The sequence below is a fragment of the Mesorhizobium sp. WSM4849 genome, assembly GCF_055811385.1.
Genome location: NZ_JBVVPW010000002.1, coordinates 232,905 through 249,869 on the forward strand (window position 1 = coordinate 232,905; position 16,965 = coordinate 249,869).

The following is a 16,965-nucleotide window of genomic DNA, read 5'->3' on the forward strand; positions in this document are numbered from 1 at the left end:
CGATAGGCGAGCCGCCTCAGAACGCGACCTTGTCGCCGCCCTTCAATGACAGGATTTCGCGCGCCTCGTCGGGCGTCGCCACTTCCATGCCGAGCCCCTCGATGATCTTGCGGGCAAGCACCACCTGCTCGGCGTTCGATTTCGCAAGCTTGCCCTTGCCGGCCCACAGACTGTCTTCGAGCCCGACCCGGATGTTGCCGCCAAGCGCTGCCGACTGCGCGGCAATGCGCAACTGGCTGGCTCCGGCGCCGAGCACCGACCAGCGGAACTGGTCGCCGAACAGCCGGTCGGCGGTGCGCTTCATATGGGCGACGTCTTCGGGATGCGTGCCAATGCCGCCAAGCAGACCGAACACCGACTGCACGAAGAACGGCGGCTTGACCAGGCCGCGGTCGGCGAAGTGCGAGAGATTGTAGAGATGGGCGATGTCGTAGCACTCGAACTCGAAGCGCGTGCCGTTGTCGTAGCAGGTCGCAAGAATGTATTCGATGTCTTTGAACGAGTTGCGAAAGACAAGGTCGCGCGTCGCTTCCAGATGCGGCTTTTCCCAGTCGAACTTGAAAGTCTCGTATTTGTCGACGAGGTGATAGAGCCCGAAATTGATCGAGCCCATGTTGAGCGAGGCGACCTCAGGCTTGAACTCGGCGGCCGGGCGCACGCGTTCCTCGACCTTCATGTAGGGACTGCCGCCAGTGGTGATGTTGATGGCGGCATTGGTGGCCTGCTTGATGCGCGGCAGGAAGCGGGCGAAGGCCGCCGGCGTCTGGTCAGGCTTGCCGGTCTCGGGGTCGCGGGCATGCAGGTGCAGGATCGCCGCACCTGCCTCCGCTGCCGCGATCGCCTCGGCGGCGATCTGGTCCGGCGTGATCGGCAGATAGGGCGACATGGTCGGCGTGTGGATCGCCCCGGTCACCGCGCAGGTGATGATAACTTTGCCTTTGCTCTGCTGGGCGCCGGGCTTGCGGCTTGTTTCCGTCATCTTCCAAACTCCTGATCCGATTTTTTCTTGTGCGCCGCCAGCGCCATCAGCCGGCGGTCGCGCCACACCTGCCGTTCACCGAGTTCTTCCCACGGCAGCCGCTTGCGGCGGTCGGCCTCTACCGTCTCGATGACCTCGCCGGCCCAGTCGACGCGGCGCAGCGTCTGCGGAAAAATGTTGGCATAGATCGACTGATAGCGCTCGACATAGTCGCGCACGCCGCCCGGCGCATTGAGGTCGATCGTTTCGAACGGACCCATGAACGACCAGCGCAGCGCCAGCCCGTCGCGAATGCCGATGTCGACGTCCTCGATGCTGGCATAGCCGTCGGCGACGAGCCGGAAAGCCTCCTCCAGCAGCGCGCCCTGCAGGCGGTTCATGATGAAGCCGTCGAGCTCGTGCTTCATCACCAACGGCGTATGGCCTGCGGCGACAAGGAAGGCGCGGGTCCTTTCGACCGTTTCGGGGGAGGTCCATGGCGCCGGTACGACTTCCGCGGCCGGGATGAGATAGGGCGGATTGATCGGATGCACGACCAGGCAGCGGTGCCGCCCTTGCAGATGGTCGGTGAACTTCGACGGCAACAGCGCCGAGGTGGAACTGGCGATCACCGCTTGCGGAGCGGCAATTGCATCGATCCGAGAGAACACCTCGCGTTTCACATCGAGGCTTTCGGGCGTGTTCTCCTGGATATGGACTGCATCGGCCAGCGCTTCTTCCAGCTCAGCAACGACGGCGATGCGACCAAGCACGGTGTCGATTGCCTGTCCCCGCAGCAGATCGTTCGCCGCGAGGTCGCCGAGCACGCCGGCGATGTAATCATGCGCGCCGGTAGTCGCGGCCGGCGACTGGTCCCACATCCGCACATCGTGGCCGGCGCGGGCAAAACTGATCGCCCACGCCCGCCCGATGAACCCGCTGCCGATAATTGCTACCTTCGTCATGGTCGGTCCCTCAAAGCGTTTCGACATTGCCGTCGACGCCGAGCGACTGGCCGGAAATGTTGATCCCCGCATCTGACAGCAGGAAGGCGATCATCGCGGCGACGTCATAGGGGCTGGTCATGCGGCGCAGCGAGATGTTCTGGAGATAGCGCTGCGTCATCTCCTCGTTCGAAACACCGAGCTGCCTGGCTCGGTCGGCGATGACCTTGTCGATGCGTGGTCCCTCGATGATGCCGGGCAGGATGGCGTTGACCCTTATGCCGTGCGGCCCGAGTTCCTTGGCGAGGCTCTGCGTGAAACCGATGACGCCGAACTTGGCCGCCGAATAGGGGGTGCGGAAAGCGTAGCCGTGGCGGCCGGCGGCGGACGACATCGAGACGATCGAGCCGCCGCCCGCCGCCTTGATCAGCGGCACGGCACGCCGGGCGCAGAGGAACTGGCCGGTCAGGCAGACGTCGATGCAGCGCCGCCAGTCCGCCGGATCGATTTCGTCGACACCGCCGGTCGGCCCGGCAATGCCGGCATTGTTGATTAGCGCGTCGAGGCCGCCGAGCTTTTCGTTGACGGTCTCGAACAGCCGGTCGACGTCGTCTTCGCGCGAGACATCGGCCTTGACCGCGGCGACGAGGGCGATCTTGTCCGGAGCAGCAGTCAGCGCCTCGTCGGAAACGTCGCAGACGATGATGCGCGCGCCGAGACGCGACAGCGTGTCGGCAATGGCCAAGCCGATGCCGCCGGCGCCTGCCGTCACCAGCACGCGCTGCCCCTTCAGCCCGGTGAGAAAATCGTCCGCCGATGTCGGCGCCCCTTTACTCATAACCTTGACGCTCATCGTCCCTGTCCTTCCTCATTGCAGCCGCCGTTCGCGCAGCGCCATGACGGCGCCCAGAACGACCAGGCCGTACAGAATTGCCCTTGTGGCATAGGGCAGCGTGGTGCCGGCCAGCAGCATCTGCAATGCCGTTAGCAGCAGCACACCGCTAGACGGTCTCCACAATCTGAGTTCCATCAGTGTCCTGAAATACGAAAATTTCCGGAGACGATATGACTGTATCATCTGTAGAAATCGATATCCATGAGTCTCCTCCAAAAGTTAACAAAACTCCATTTTGCTCGTCAGTAACGTCGGTGACAATATCTGGAATAAGTTTAATCCTCATGTATGCTTTGATGGCCGTGTATACAGTAATTGAACTTCCATCCGAGAACATTATTGAACATGTATCCAGTGACTTTACCATGCTGCTAAAAATCTTTCCAACCAGCCTATCGCGTAGTACTTTCATCTGAAGACCTCCTTGGTCTAGTTAGAAATGTGCGCAAGCGGATCGTCCCTGGAGATGGGGCTTTCCTGTATAAGGGTTGCCAGTTTGGGGGCCACCAATCGGCTGAGGCGCAGAGTACGTTGAATATCCATTTGGGTGCCATCGTGCGCCATGTTGACGATCCAGCCGCTGGTAAATGAGCGCTTTTGCTTCGGGACAAACCGCGTCCAGACATCTCGCAGCTCACGGAGCCACCAGTCGAAAAAGTCCAGAAATTGTGCGTTGAAAGTCACCATGATCAGCCAGCCACCGCCTCGGCTGATTCTCAGTCGAGGTCCCGGGCCGAGACTACAATTGCTCGCGTGACGCGGATATCAGGAACGGGGAAGGTTCGCTTAGCCCCTAAGGTCGTCCTGGGGGCTGCTCCTGCGGAAATTTGTTTTCGTCGATGATTGCCACGGCCTGCTCGACGCTGTCTCTCACCTCGAAACCGATCCAGTGTCCGTCCATCAGATGCGTTTGCCTCGCACAGGCGAGGAAATAGCTCCCGGCCTGCTGCGCAACAAAGTTGAGTTGCCTCCGCTCATTGATTTTGATTCCCTCTGGCGGATCGGTGTACACCCCCCAGATCGCATCTTCGGCCGTCAACTTCACCGGCATCCCTGATTGAGCGTAGACCCTAGTGACCATCAGGCTGTGCCGGAAAGACGAGGAGCCATTGATGAACTCGATCTTTACCGACCATTCTGCTGGCACGACTATGGTGAGATTGCCGCCCCAGTAACCGTTGAAGTCAATAATGTCGGTCCGGATATTGTCCCTGCGGTACCGCTCGACTTGGTTCCAATCGGCAACAATCTCTATGGCCACTGTCTTGGCTTCAGGATCGTTCTTGATCCAGCTCGGAACGAAAGGCTCCCCAGCCAGTGCAATTCCAGGCATCAATCCCGAGGCGACGGCGAGAAGGGCAAGGTGAGCAAAGCGCGCCATCGCAATCAGAGGCTCCTCCCGAGCGGGCGGCCGAGCGCAAGCGACCGTCAATCGAGATCGACCTGGCTTGTTCCGCAACGAAAAGAATACGCTCGAAATAGCATCCACACCAGCAAACCCAGAGTGCGCTATCGTCAGCAGCCAGAAACAGCGCCATTGCTGCGATATCATCGGGTTGGATGCGCGTTGGAGTTGCCTGCAGTGCGTCAATGCAAGGGCGACGGGCGATTCCGTAATGTGGCCGTTTCTGCTTCAGCTATCGCGAAGGGTCTGTTGCGCAATTCGCCAGGCCTGCTCCACATGCCGGCGGGCCGCGGCTTCGGCCTCATCGCCGTTGCGCGACTTGATCGCGTTCATGATATCGGTCATTTCGGCAATTGCGGCGTCGCGCCGATTCTCCGAGGCGATGGTCATGGAACGCAGCTGGTTGATGCGGACGTTCAGGCCCTGGACGATCTCCCAGGCGATGCGCTTGTCGGCGGCATCGAAAAGCACTTCATAGAATTTTGTCGTCGCCCGCATCACCTCGATCGGATTGGCTGAGGCCCACGCCGTAAGCAGCACATCCAATGCGCGCTCAAGCGCGGCGATCTGGTCCTCAGTCGCGGTCAGCGCGCAGGCGCGCGCCGCGATGCCCTCCATCAGAGCGCGCAGTTCATAAATCTCATCGGTGCGGCTGAGATCCGGCCTGGCCACCGCGGGTCCGTGGCCCGGTATCATCTGGACAAGGCCCTCAGTCTCCAACTGCCGCAGAACTTCGCGCACCACCGAACGACTGACGCCGAGCTGATCGCAAAGCGGCCGCTCGACCAACCGTTCGCCGGGCTGGAAGTGAAACCCCATGATTGCGTCGCGCATGCGCTCCAGCGCCAGCGTTCTCAGCGTCTTGGCGGATCGTTCGATCCTCAGTGTGTCGTCGGCCAATTCATCTACTCCCAGCATCCGCAAACAAACAGTTTCGAAGGCCCGTTGACAAGAGATTTGGTCTTCAATAGTATGGTATACCATAAGACTGAGGCTAAAGGGAACTCTCCGAATGCCTCAGACGACCCGCACACCGAGGATTCGATGAAGCCGGCCATCCGAAAGATCGTCACCTATATCGAGAACACGCTGATTGAAGGCGGCAAGGTGGCCCCGCGGCCGCTGCGCCTGATCGGCGTGGCGGCAGTGCTCGACAATCCGTGGGCCGGACGCGTTTTCACCGAGGACCTTTCTCCCGAGATCCGCGCCTATGCGCCGGTTTTAGGGGAGATGCTGACCCATGAAATCCTCGCAGTCGCCGGATCCGGCGAAGCGATCGAAGGCTACGGCAAGGCCGCAATCTGCGGCACATCGGGCGAGATCGAGCATGCCTCGGCGCTCATCCACACGCTGCATTTCGGCAACCACTATCGGCGTGCCGTCGGCGCCAAGACCTATCTTGCCTTCACCAATCTGCGCGGCGGGCCGAACACGCCGATCATGATCCCGCTCATGGACAAGAACGATGAAGGCCGACGTTCGCACTACCTGACGGTGCATTTCCAGATCGGCGACGCGCCGGCGCCAGACGAGTTGGTGGTGGCGCTTGGCGCCTCGATCGGCGGGCGACCGCATCACCGCATCGGCGACCGCTACCAGGATCTCAAGGAGGTCGGCGACCTGCATGGCTGAGCTGACGGAGCCTGGCTGGCATCGCGGAACGGCGCCTGACGGCACCGGCTTCATCCGTGCCGGATCCGGCGCGCCGGTCCTCCTCATTCACGGCGTCGGCATGAATGCGGCGATCTGGAAGCCCCAGATCGCGCTGATGAAGGACAGATGGGATGTGATCGCGATCGACATGCTGGGACACGGCCTGTCGCCGCTGCCGACCGAGGATGCCAGCCTTGCCGACTATGCCGGACAGGCAATCCGGCTTCTTGATCACCTTGGCCTGGAAACCGTCTCGATCGTTGGCCATTCAATGGGGGCGCTGGTCGGGCAGGAAATCGCTCTCAATGCACCCGAACGGGTCCGCAGCATCGTCTCGCTCAACGTAGTTTTTCGCCGCCCGGCGGAGCTTGCGCAGGCGGTGCGCGAGCGCGCCGCAGAATTGAATGGTGCAGAAAATCCGTCGGGGACGGACGCAACGATCGCGCGCTGGTTCGGCAACCCAGTCCCCGACCGCCTGGCAGAGGCTGCAAGGACGACGCGCGCGGCACTGCAAAGCGTCAACCCGGACGGCTATGCGCGCACCTATCGCCTTTTCGCCCATGCGGATGCGGCGCATGGCGATCGTCTTCCTGGCCTCGCGGTGCCGGCCCTGTTCATGACCGGCTCCGACGATAAGAATTCCTCACCTGCGATGTCGGCGGCGATGGCGCGCCTCGCGCCGCGCGGTCGCTGCGTCGTCCTGAAGGGTGAACGACATATGATGGCCGTAGCCTCGCCCGACGGGGTCACACGGCGCATTGCCGATTTTCTCGAGAGCAACGACGGTGCAAGCACATCCGAGCGACCGGCGATGGACACGGCCTTCGACGCGGGCGAATTCAGGCGGGCGCTCGGTTCCTTCCTGACCGGCGTTACCATTGTCACCGCGATCGGGCCGGAAGGAGAGCCTAGAGGCTTCACCGCCAATTCGTTTACATCCGTTTCGCTCGATCCGCCGCTTGTGCTGGTCTGCGTCGCCAAGAAAGCGCTGGGTCATCCGGTATTTTCGACCTCGAAGTGCTTTGCCATCAACGTGCTCTCGGAGGAACAGCGAGCCGCATCCGGCGTCTTCGCTTCGAAATCGCAGGACAAGTTCTCGGCTGTCGAATGGCGCTTCGGCCCGACCGGCAGCCCGCTGCTCGCTGGATCGGTGGCGACGTTTGACTGTGACATGGAGCAGTTGGTCGACGCGGGCGACCATTCGATCCTCATCGGCCGCGTTCGCGAATTCTCCCACAATTCATCGCAGCCGCTCGGCTATTGCCGTGGGGCGTATGTCTCGCCCGGTCTCAGCCAGGAAGCGCTGGCGGCCGCGCCTCCGGACATGGAGGTCGGCGCCATCCTCGAAGATGAAGGCCGCGTGCTGTTCTTCGAAACCGCCGACGGCTTTTTCGAACTGCCGGCGGGCCGAGGACTGGGCTCGCCCGGCGACACGCGAAGCCTTAGGGGACGCCTCGCTGCGAAAGCCATCGAGGCGCATCTCGGCTTCCTGTTTGCGGTCTGGGATGACGCCGCAAGCCCATCGCGAACGCATGTCTACTACCGCGGCACGGTAGACGCGCCCCACTCCAGCGACGGCAAGGTCCGGCTCGTCGACATCGACAGGATTGCCGGACTGAACATCGCCGACGCTGCTGTGCGCTCGATGCTCGCCCGCTATGTTCGCGAATGTCGGGAGGATGCGTTTGGAGTCTATGTCGGCAACGAGGTCGAAGGTGAAGTCCGTCCGCTCGCCAAGCCGGCAGCCATGAACACTTCGGGGTGAACAGATATGAAGTTCTCGCTCTTCGTCCATATGGAACGCTCGGACCCGGCAAAGCCGCATGCCGAGCTCACCGACGAGCTTGAGGAACTGGTCGTGATGGCCGAGGCGGCAGGCTTCGAGTCGGCCTGGATCGGCGAGCACCACGGCATGGAGTTCACCATCTCGCCAAACCCGTTCATCAACATCGCCTATCTCGGCGCCAGGACGAAGCGCATCCGGCTTGGCACAGGAACCGTCATCGCGCCGTTCTGGCATCCGATCAAGCTCGCCGGCGAGGCAGCAATGACCGATGTCGTCACCGGTGGCCGGCTCGACATCGGCATCGCGCGCGGCGCCTACAGCTACGAATACCAGCGCCTGTTCCCGGGGCTCGACGCCTGGGGTGCGGGCCAGCGCATGCGCGAGATTATCCCGGCCATCAAGGGCCTCTGGGAGGGCGACTTCGAGATGTCCGGGGAGTTCTGGTCGTTTCCCTCAACCACCTCGTCGCCCAAGCCGGTGCAGAAACCGCACCCGCCGATCTGGGTGGCGGCGCGCGATCCGAACTCGCACGACTTCGCCGTCTCCAACGGCTGCAACGTCCAGGTGACGCCGCTCGCCTCGGGCGATGACGAGGTAACCAACCTGATGGAGCGCTTCGACGCGGCGTGCGCAGCGCATCCGGACATGGCCCGCCCCGAGATCATGCTGCTGATGCACACATTCGTTGCCGAAGACACCGCCGATGCGGAGCAGCTGACCAAGGACCTTTCGCTGTTCTACTGCCAGTTCGGCGCCTGGTTCCAGAACAAGAAGCCGGTTCGCCAAGGCATATTGGAAGCGCTCTCCGACGACGAGATCGCGGCGATGCCGCAATACGCGCCGGACAAGATCCGACAGAACCTGGTGATCGGCGAAGCCGAAGAGGTGATCGCCCGGCTGAAGGCATATGAGGCGCTTGGCTACGACCAGTATTCGATCTGGATCGACAGCGGCCTGCCACACGAGCGCAAGAAGAAGTCGCTGCAGCTGTTCGTCGACAAGGTGATGCCGGCCTTCGGACATGGGAGGCCGCAATGACCCTAGTGGCCTTCAGCAACTTCATAGATGGGGCGTTCGATACGCCGAAAAACACCTTCGAAAGCATCGATCCGTCCACCGGAGCGCCCTGGGCGACGATGCCCGCCGCAACCGAGGCCGAGGTCGACCGCGCCGTCGAGGCGGCGCAGCGGACGCTGCACTCGGCCGCGTGGGCTTCTCTGACGGCGACGGCGCGCGGCAAGCTGCTGGTGCGCCTCGGCGAGTTGGTCGCCGCCAATGCGGGGCGGCTGGCGGAGCTGGAGACGCGCGACACCGGCAAGATCATCCGCGAGACCCGCGCCCAGATCGCCTATGTCGGGGATTATTACCGCTACTATGGCGGGCTTGCCGACAAGCATGAAGGCTCGCATGTGCCGATCGACAAGGCCGATATGGACGTCACCATCCGGCGCGAGCCGATCGGCGTCGTCGCTGCCGTCGTGCCGTGGAACTCGCAGCTCTTCCTTTCGGCGGTCAAGCTCGGCCCGGCACTGGCCGCCGGCTGCACGGTCGTCCTGAAAGCCTCTGAGGACGGTCCAGCGCCGCTGCTGGCCTTCGCCGAACTCGTTCATGAGGCCGGATTTCCCGCCGGGAGCGTCAACATACTGACCGGGTTCGGGCAAGATTGCGGCCGACGCCTGACAAGTCACCCGCTGGTTTCACGCGTGGCCTTCACCGGCGGGCCTTCGACCGCTCGTGCGATCGTCCGCAACACGGCGGAAAATCTCGCCTATACGACGCTGGAGCTGGGCGGGAAAAGCCCGGTTGTGGTTTTCGCCGACGCCGACCTGGACAGTGCTGCCAACGCGGTCGTCGCCGGAATTTTTGCGGCGTCTGGACAAAGCTGTGTCGCCGGCTCCCGGCTGCTTGTCGAGCGTTCGATAAAGGGCGAGTTCCTGGACAGGCTGAAGCACAAGGCCGAGGCCATCAGGATAGGCGATCCGAAGGATCCGGCCACCGAAATGGGGCCGCTGGCAACGCCACGCCAGCGCGAATGGATCGAGAAGATCGTTGCCGAGAGCCTCGCCAGTGGCGGGACGCTGGTCACCGGCGGAAAAAGGCCCGACGATCATCCGGACGGCTTCTACTACGCACCGACCATCATCGATGCCGAGGACACAGGACTGCCTTGCGTGCGCGAGGAATTGTTCGGTCCGGTGCTCAGTGTCCTCACCTTCGACACAGAAGCCGAAGCCCTGGCGCTTGCCAACGATACGCCGTTCGGCCTCGCCTCGGGCGTGTTCACCACCAATCTCGCCAAGGCGCACCGCATGGCGCGCGACATCCATGCCGGCGTCGTCTGGGTCAACACCTACCGCGCCGTTTCGCCGCTCGTGCCGTTCGGCGGCTATGGTCAGTCCGGGCTCGGCCGCGAGGGCGGGCTCGACGCCATCCGCGATTACACGCGCTCGAAATCCGTCTGGATACGGATATCCGACGAGCCGATCCCGGACCCGTTCGTCATGCGATGAGGCGCGCAATTTCACAACAACAAGAAACAAAAACAACCAACAGAGGAGAATGACATGAAACTGATTTTGACCGGCATTTTGGCCGGACTAATAGCCGGACTCTTGGCAGACACTGCCGCGCAGGCCGATGAAATGGTGTTCACCAGCTGGGGCGGGACCACCCAGGAGGCGCAGACCAAATCCTGGGCTGCTCCGTTCGAAGCGAGTTCCGGCATCAAGGTCCTGCAGGACGGGCCGACCGACTACGGCAAGCTGAAGGCCATGGTGGAAGGCGGCAGCGTCGCCTGGGATGTCGTCGATGTCGAAATGGATTTCGCCATCAAGGCGGCCAAGGACGGCCTGCTCGAGCCGATCGATTTCAACGTCGTGCCGAAGGCCGATCTCGATCCTCGCTTCACCACCGAGCATGCGGTCGGCAGCTTCTACTACTCCTTCGTTCTTGCCTGGAACAAAGGGGCGGTGTCGGGCGAACCGGCGGGCTGGGCCGACATGTTCGACCTGACGAAATTTCCCGGCAAGCGCACCTTCTATAAATGGTCGGCGCCGGGCGTCATCGAGATTGCGCTATTGGCCGACGGCGTGCCTGCAAACAAGCTCTATCCGCTCGACCTCGACCGGGCGTTCAAGAAACTCGACACCATCAAATCGGAAATCGTCTGGTGGGACAGCGGCGCGCAGTCACAACAACTGATCGCTTCCGGTGAAGCAGCCTTCGGTCAGCTCTGGAACGGACGTGTCTTCGCTCTCGAGCAGGAAGGCGCCGATGTCGGCGCATCCTGGAATCAGAACCTGACCGCCGCCGACGTGCTCGTCATCCCCAAGGGTTCGAAGAACAAGGCGAGCGCCATGAAATTCCTGGCCGCTGCGACAAGCCCGAAAAGCCAGGCGATGTTTGCTGAAGCAAGCGGCTACGCGCCGATCAACGCGGCAGCCAAGGCCGAAATGCCGGCCGATGTCGTCAAGTCGTTGCCGGACGCCTATGGCGACGGGCAGATCAACCTCGACATGAACTACTGGGCTGAAAACCGCGACGCGATCGCGGAGCGTTGGTACGCCTGGCAGGCCAAATAGCCGCCGACCTCACCCATGAACCGGCGGGGCGTCGCTAGGCGTCCCGCCTGAACTGCCGGGATCATCGCCATGTCGGGCAATTTGCTTCATCGACAGCCAATCCGCCGAAGGCCAGATGGCGTCGGCGGCGCCTTGCCGGCGCTGACCCTCATCACCCTGTTCTTCGTGGTGCCGGTCGTCGCGTTGCTGTTGCGCAGCGTAACCGAACCCGTACCGGGCCTGCAGAACTATGCCACCCTGTTTGGCGACGGCACCTATGCGCGGGTCTTCTTCAACACCTTTCTGGTCGCCACCGTCGTCACCGCCGTCACCGTCATCGTGGCGTTTCCGGTCGCCTGGATGCTGGCGATCATGCCGCCTGCCCTCGGCTCGATTGTCTTCGGCATCATCATCCTGTCGATGTGGACCAATCTGCTCACCCGCACCTATGCCTGGATGGTGCTGCTTCAACGCACCGGCGTCATCAACCGGACGCTGATGGACATCGGCCTGATCAGCGAACCGCTGCCGCTGATCAACAACCTGACCGGCGTCACCATCGGCATGGTCTACATCATGCTGCCGTTCATGATACTGCCACTGGTCGGAACCCTGCGCGCCATCGATCCGATGACGCTGCGTGCCGCGGCGCTGTGCGGTGCGAGCCCCTTCGACGCCTTCCGCCGCATTCTGCTGCCATTGTCGCTTCCCGGAATCGCTGCAGGCGGCCTGATGGTTTTCGTCATGTCGCTCGGCTATTTCGTGACGCCGACGCTGCTCGGCGGCACCTCCAACATGATGCTCGCCGCAATGATTGCCCAGATGATCCAGTCCTTGCTCAACTGGGGGCTCGGAAGCGCGGCGGCTTTCATCCTGCTTGTGGTCACCATGGCACTCTACGCGCTGCAACTGCGCCTCGTCGGCGCCAAGCGCATGACAGGAGGCATCTGAGATGCTGCTCGACTACGACCGGCTCGGCTGGCTGCGTGCAGCACTTCTGGGTTTCACCGGCCTAGTTGCCGCGTTTCTGCTGCTGCCGGTGGTTTTCATCGTGCTTTTGTCGTTCGGGTCGTCGCGGTGGCTGGCTTTTCCGCCACCAAGCTGGACGCTGAAATGGTATGAGGAGCTGTTCGCCGATCCGGCCTGGCTCGAAGCGGCGCTGACCAGCGCGCGCATTGCCACAATGGCCGCGATTCTCGCCGTCGTCATCGGGCTCCTGGCTTCTTTCGCCCTGGTCAGGGGACAGTTTCGCGGGCGCAACACGCTTCGCGGCCTGCTGCTGACGCCAATGGTGCTGCCGGTCGTCGTCTTCGCCATCGCCATCTATGCGTTCTTCCTGCGGATCGGGCTCGGCGGCACCACGGCAGGCTTCGTCATCGCCCACACGGTCCTGGCACTGCCCTTCGCCATCATCCCGATCACCGCGGCACTCGAAGGTTTCGACAAATCCATCGAGGATGCGGCGATCGTCTGCGGCGCAAGCCCATTCGAGGCAAAACTCCGGGTCACCTTGCCGGCGATCAAGATCGGGATTTTTTCGGCGGCGATCTTCGCCTTCCTCGCCTCATGGGACGAGGTGGTGGTCGCGATCTTCATGGCCAGCCCCACCTTGCAGACCCTGCCGGTCAAGATCTGGGGCAGCCTGCGCCAGGATCTCAGCCCGGTCATCGCCGCGGCATCCAGCCTTCTCGTTCTCCTGACGCTGAGCCTGATGATCGTAACCGCACTCATTCGGCGGAAATTGTCGAAATGATCGAACCGTTCCTCTCCATTCGCGACCTGCGCAAGACATTCGGCAGCTTCGTCGCCGTGCACGATGTCACGATCGATATACCCAAGGGCGAGTTCCTGACCTTTCTCGGTCCTTCAGGCTCTGGCAAGTCGACGACGCTCTACGCGGTCGCCGGCTTTCAGCAGCCGACATCCGGCAACGTTCTTCTCGAGGGCAGGTCGCTGCTGTTGGTGCCGTCGCACAAGCGCAACATCGGCATGGTGTTCCAGCGCTACACGCTGTTCCAGCATCTCACCGTCGCCGAGAACGTTGCCTTTCCGTTGCGCGTGCGCCGCCGGCCGGACGCCGAGGTGAAACGAAAAGTCGCCGAGATGCTGTCCCTGGTGCGGCTGGAGAGTTTCGGCGGCCGGTATCCTGGTGCGCTTTCCGGCGGGCAGCAGCAGCGCGTGGCGCTTGCCCGGGCACTGGCCTACGATCCACCGATCCTTCTGATGGACGAGCCGCTTTCGGCGCTCGACAAGAAGCTGCGCGAGGAAATCCAGGCCGAGATACGACGCATCCACCGCGAAACCGGCGTAACGATTCTTTACGTCACCCACGATCAGGACGAGGCGCTGCATCTTTCGGATCGCATCGCCCTGTTTCGGGACGGGCGCATCGAGCAGATCGGCACCGGTGAGGACCTCTATCTGAGACCTGCGAGCGAATTCGTGGCCAGCTTTATCGGAAATTCCAATTTCCTGCCGGCCGAGCACCTTGAAACCGTCAACGGCTCCGCCACGATCCGCCTGGCCGATGGCTCGGTTGTCTCTGGCGTCAGGATCGATCAGGACTTCAGCCATGGCCAGAAGACCAGGCTGATGGTGCGGCCGGAAGCGTTTCGGCTGAGACCCGGCCCGGCCACTGCCGGGCTTGCGGTTGAGTTCATCGACACCGCCTTCTTCGGCGAACGGCGGCGCGTCATCGCGCGCACGGCCGCCGGCCAGGAGATCGACGTCAGGCCGACATCCGATGTGGCAGAAGCACATGAAGGCACCGTCTCGAGCAGACAGCAGATTTTCTTCGATCCCGCCGCCGCATTTCTGTTTCCAGCCTGACAGACGACAGTTTGCCTTCAGCGTGGCGGATCAGCCGGCGGCTCGATGGTGACTCCGTATTTGGCGGCGATGGCCACGAGCTTTCCCATTTCCGGCATGCCGGCGGTAGTCGCGGCGTCCAATTCTGCAAACATCTGATCAAGGCCGCAACTCGGCGCGCAAAGGACGAGCACGCGGGCCGGCTTGTCGCCGACATTGCGGATGGCATGGCGCCGGCCGCGTGCACCGAAGAAGAAGCCGCCGGGCGCAACGCGATGGGGCGCGGAGTCGCCCTCGAATTCGATGACGAGTTCGCCGCTCAGCACATAGAAGGCTTCATCCTCATGGGCATGGGTGTGCGGCGGAACTCCCGCACCCGGCGGAACCACGGACTCCCAGAGCGAGAAGGATCCCGCGGTCTCGGCGCCGGTGGCTTTGTAGATATGGGTGATGCCCAGAACGTTGAGCGTCGAGCCGGCCGCCGGCTCGCGAACGAACGCTTCGGCTGCTGTTGCTTTGGCATCCATCGTCGATCTCCTTCGTGGTTCGGGTCGCTCACCAAGAGATAGGCCGTTCTCGTCCGTCGATTAGCCGGAATTCTATGGACATGCCGTCCGGATTTCAGGACAATCCGATGATGGACCCGCTCGATGGCATCGCGGCATTCGCTCGCGTCGTGGACAGCGGCAGTTTCTCGGCTGCGGCTCACCGGCTCGGACTCTCCAAATCCGCCGTCAGCGCCCATGTGCAGCGGCTCGAACAGCGCCTGGGCATTCGCCTCCTCAACCGCACCACGCGTCGGCTCTCGATGACCGAAGCGGGCGCAGCCTACTACCGCCACTGCACCCGGATTCTCGCCGAAGCTGAAGCGGCGGAACAAGAAGCGAGCGCGCTGCAGCGCGAACCGCGCGGCACGATTCGCATATCAGCGCCCGACAGCTTCGGCTGGATGCATGTGGCGCCGGCCGTCCCGGAGTTCCTGAGGCGCTATCCGGAACTTTCCGTCGATATTGCTTTCAGCCCGGCGCATGTGAGTCTGGTCGATGAGGGGCTCGATCTGGCGATCCGCATCGGCGTGCTCCAGGATTCGCCGCTTGTCGTGCGCAAGCTCGCGCCATCCCGGCTCGTCGCCTGTGCTGCGCCCACCTATCTCGACAAGCATGGAATGCCGCGCGAGCCGGGCGACCTTGCCAAGCACAACTGCCTCTGCACAAGCCTCCTGCCTTGGGGCGATGAATGGCGCCTTGCCGGCAAAATTGGCGAGGTGCGGGTGGCCGTGGGCGGCAACTTTCGCAGCAATAATGCGGAGATGCTGCGCGTTGCGGCGCTCGACGGCATCGGCATCGCCCTACTGCCCACATGGGCGGTGGCGGAGCCGCTGCGCACCGGCGCGCTGCGACGCGTGCTGGATGGCTGGGAGCCTCCAGCCAGCACGATTTATGCCGTCTATCCCAGTAACAGGCTCATGTCGATGAAGGTCCGTGCCTTCGTCGACCACCTTGCGCGATGCATAGGGCGCACGCCGTATTGGGACGAAGGCCTTTGAGAGGAGCGCCCGTTCTGGATCGTTTCGAGCTACGGCAATCCATTTGATCCGGCCGCGCAACTTTCTGCCTGAATGCCGTCAACGACCGTCTCCCGTCGGTCAGAAAACTTGCGATCTTGACCTCAACAGGGAATTTCGGCGTTGGCTTGAAATTTCCTCGGTTTCGCCCAGGTACTGAGATTACGCCGGCTGCGAGGTGAGTTTTTTGGCTGCAAAAGCGTCGCTTACAGGGCCATCAAACCGGCAGCCTCGCAGCGCTCGGTAGCTGAGACCGCCGGCGTTCGCCGGTTCTCACTCGCGATAGCTGGAGCATCTGATGCCGACCCGCCCCTATGCCATCCTTGAAGCGCCGTCTTCACTGGGTCTGGCGACCGACGGCGTGGAGGGCTTGCCCGGTCGGCTGCTGGAACTAGGCCTCGCCGAACGCATCCATGCGCGCCGCGCCGGGCGGCTGGCGGTCCCGCCGAAGGACCCGAAGCCCGACCCTGCCACCCTGACGCTAAACGCCAACGCGATCGCGGCGTGGTCGCCCAAGCTCGCCGACGCCGTGGAGGAGGTGCTGGACGCGGGCGAATTCCCGGTGGTGCTGGGCGGCGACTGCACGATCTTGCTGGGTCCCATGTTGGCGCTGCGCCGGCGCGGTCGCTACGGCCTGTTCTTCATCGACGGCCACGCCGACTTCTTCCAGCCGGAAGCGGAGCCCAACAGCGAAGGCGCCTCGATGGATCTGGCCTTCGTCACCGGCCACGGGCCGGCGCTGCTGGCCGACCTGGAGGGCCGCCGACCGTTGGTTCGCTCCGAGGACGCTGTCGCCTTCGCGTTTCGCGACCACCAGGACCAGGCCAAATTCGGCAGCCAGCCTTTGCCAGCGGAGATCATGGCCTACGATCTCCACGCCATCCGCCGCCTGGGCGTCGAAGCCGCCGCCCGGGCCGCCGTTGGCCACCTGACGCGAGCGGAACTCGACGGCTTTTTCATCCATCTCGACGCCGATTGTCTCGACGATGCGATCATGCCGGCGGTCGATTTCCGCGTACCGGACGGGCTGTCCTGGGACGAGCTGTCGGCGGCGCTCCGCATCATCCTGGCGAGCGGAAAGGCGGTCGGGATCGAGGTCACCATCTACAATCCGCGCCTCGACGAGGACGGCAGCGCCGGACGTGGCCTCGCCGACGTCCTGGCCGCAGCGCTCGGCACAGCCGCGCCCGCTTAAGGCGGACGGGAGCAAGCGGCTATCGGGTGGCGTTGAAGCGTCACATGCAACCACCTGTCCGCCGAACGAGAACCCCGCGCCTTATCCGCCGCCTGGATGACGGCAAGCAACCAGGCGACCGTTCGAGCCGGAGCATTGAGGCTCTCCACCTGAGGGCCAGCGCCCCCTGACAGGGCAACCTATTAATAGTGCTAGCT

At 63.0% G+C, this 16,965-nt stretch carries 19 protein-coding genes; 10 read left to right on the forward strand and 9 right to left on the reverse strand.

The annotated features are described in order from the left end of the window. Nucleotides 1–16: 16 nt before the first annotated feature. The 8 genes from kce to AC0L3L_RS02975 all read right to left on the reverse strand — a co-directional run bounded on the left by kce (nt 17) and on the right by AC0L3L_RS02975 (nt 5,102). Entirely contained in the window at nt 17–979 is a 963-nt protein-coding gene (kce, locus tag AC0L3L_RS02940) for a 3,5-dioxohexanoate:acetyl-CoA acetone transferase (RefSeq protein WP_292208615.1), read from the reverse strand. Beyond that, entirely contained in the window at nt 976–1,923 is a 948-nt protein-coding gene (locus tag AC0L3L_RS02945) for a 3-hydroxyacyl-CoA dehydrogenase (protein WP_473636489.1), read from the reverse strand. Before AC0L3L_RS02945 ends, kce begins: the two co-directional genes overlap by 4 nt. A gap of 10 nt (nt 1,924–1,933) precedes the next feature. After that, nucleotides 1,934–2,740, reverse strand: a complete 807-nt coding sequence (locus tag AC0L3L_RS02950; protein WP_473636565.1) for an SDR family oxidoreductase — start codon at nt 2,738–2,740, stop codon at nt 1,934–1,936. A 30-nt stretch (nt 2,741–2,770) separates the two neighbouring features. Then, the gene (locus tag AC0L3L_RS02955; RefSeq protein WP_473636490.1) at nt 2,771–2,899 is read right to left on the reverse strand and encodes a hypothetical protein; all 129 of its coding nucleotides are present in this window, start codon (nt 2,897–2,899) and stop codon (nt 2,771–2,773) included. Nucleotides 2,900–2,903: 4 nt separating this feature from the next. Continuing rightward, nucleotides 2,904–3,209: a hypothetical protein gene (locus AC0L3L_RS02960; protein WP_473636491.1), complete on the reverse strand. Its 306-nt coding sequence runs from the start codon at nt 3,207–3,209 to the stop codon at nt 2,904–2,906. A 17-nt stretch (nt 3,210–3,226) separates the two neighbouring features. Then, nucleotides 3,227–3,484, reverse strand: a complete 258-nt coding sequence (locus tag AC0L3L_RS02965) for a hypothetical protein (protein ID WP_473636492.1) — start codon at nt 3,482–3,484, stop codon at nt 3,227–3,229. A 106-nt stretch (nt 3,485–3,590) separates the two neighbouring features. Then, the gene (locus AC0L3L_RS02970) at nt 3,591–4,178 is read right to left on the reverse strand and encodes a sulfocyanin-like copper-binding protein (protein WP_473636493.1); all 588 of its coding nucleotides are present in this window, start codon (nt 4,176–4,178) and stop codon (nt 3,591–3,593) included. Nucleotides 4,179–4,430: 252 nt separating this feature from the next. Further along, complete coding sequence (locus AC0L3L_RS02975; protein WP_473636494.1) at nt 4,431–5,102, reverse strand: GntR family transcriptional regulator; 672 nt, start codon at nt 5,100–5,102, stop codon at nt 4,431–4,433. 144 nt (nt 5,103–5,246) lie between these two features. On the opposite strand from AC0L3L_RS02975, the gene AC0L3L_RS02980 reads away from it, so the two are divergent. From AC0L3L_RS02980 to AC0L3L_RS03015, 8 genes are all read left to right on the forward strand, one after another. Continuing rightward, nucleotides 5,247–5,834 carry an amino acid synthesis family protein gene (locus AC0L3L_RS02980; RefSeq protein WP_473636495.1) on the forward strand — a complete coding sequence of 196 codons (588 nt, stop codon included), beginning with the start codon at nt 5,247–5,249 and terminating at the stop codon, nt 5,832–5,834. Beyond that, nucleotides 5,827–7,620, forward strand: coding sequence for an alpha/beta fold hydrolase (locus AC0L3L_RS02985; RefSeq protein ID WP_473636496.1), 1,794 nt, complete (start codon nt 5,827–5,829; stop codon nt 7,618–7,620). Before AC0L3L_RS02980 ends, AC0L3L_RS02985 begins: the two co-directional genes overlap by 8 nt. 6 nt (nt 7,621–7,626) lie before the next feature. After that, complete coding sequence (locus AC0L3L_RS02990) at nt 7,627–8,679, forward strand: LLM class flavin-dependent oxidoreductase (protein ID WP_473486158.1); 1,053 nt, start codon at nt 7,627–7,629, stop codon at nt 8,677–8,679. Then, nucleotides 8,676–10,151 (forward strand): aldehyde dehydrogenase, encoded by a 1,476-nt coding sequence (locus tag AC0L3L_RS02995; protein ID WP_473636497.1) that lies wholly within the window; start codon nt 8,676–8,678, stop codon nt 10,149–10,151. Before AC0L3L_RS02990 ends, AC0L3L_RS02995 begins: the two co-directional genes overlap by 4 nt. Nucleotides 10,152–10,205: 54 nt before the next feature. Next, nucleotides 10,206–11,222: an ABC transporter substrate-binding protein gene (locus tag AC0L3L_RS03000; protein ID WP_473636498.1), complete on the forward strand. Its 1,017-nt coding sequence runs from the start codon at nt 10,206–10,208 to the stop codon at nt 11,220–11,222. Between the two features lie 69 nt (nt 11,223–11,291). After that, nucleotides 11,292–12,152 carry an ABC transporter permease gene (locus AC0L3L_RS03005; RefSeq protein WP_473636499.1) on the forward strand — a complete coding sequence of 287 codons (861 nt, stop codon included), beginning with the start codon at nt 11,292–11,294 and terminating at the stop codon, nt 12,150–12,152. A gap of 1 nt (nt 12,153) precedes the next feature. Next, complete coding sequence (locus AC0L3L_RS03010) at nt 12,154–12,954, forward strand: ABC transporter permease (RefSeq protein WP_091597346.1); 801 nt, start codon at nt 12,154–12,156, stop codon at nt 12,952–12,954. After that, nucleotides 12,951–14,030: an ABC transporter ATP-binding protein gene (locus AC0L3L_RS03015; protein ID WP_473636500.1), complete on the forward strand. Its 1,080-nt coding sequence runs from the start codon at nt 12,951–12,953 to the stop codon at nt 14,028–14,030. Before AC0L3L_RS03010 ends, AC0L3L_RS03015 begins: the two co-directional genes overlap by 4 nt. Before the next feature lie 17 nt (nt 14,031–14,047). On the opposite strand, the gene AC0L3L_RS03020 is transcribed toward AC0L3L_RS03015, so the two are convergent. Continuing rightward, nucleotides 14,048–14,536 carry a cupin domain-containing protein gene (locus AC0L3L_RS03020; RefSeq protein ID WP_473636501.1) on the reverse strand — a complete coding sequence of 163 codons (489 nt, stop codon included), beginning with the start codon at nt 14,534–14,536 and terminating at the stop codon, nt 14,048–14,050. A gap of 80 nt (nt 14,537–14,616) precedes the next feature. Between AC0L3L_RS03020 and AC0L3L_RS03025 the strand changes: the two genes are divergently transcribed. Together AC0L3L_RS03025 and AC0L3L_RS03030 are read left to right on the forward strand one after the other, a co-directional pair. Next, nucleotides 14,617–15,555 (forward strand): LysR family transcriptional regulator, encoded by a 939-nt coding sequence (locus tag AC0L3L_RS03025; RefSeq protein ID WP_473636502.1) that lies wholly within the window; start codon nt 14,617–14,619, stop codon nt 15,553–15,555. Between the two features lie 316 nt (nt 15,556–15,871). Next, nucleotides 15,872–16,768: an arginase family protein gene (locus AC0L3L_RS03030; protein WP_473636503.1), complete on the forward strand. Its 897-nt coding sequence runs from the start codon at nt 15,872–15,874 to the stop codon at nt 16,766–16,768. Nucleotides 16,769–16,965: the final 197 nt, after the last annotated feature.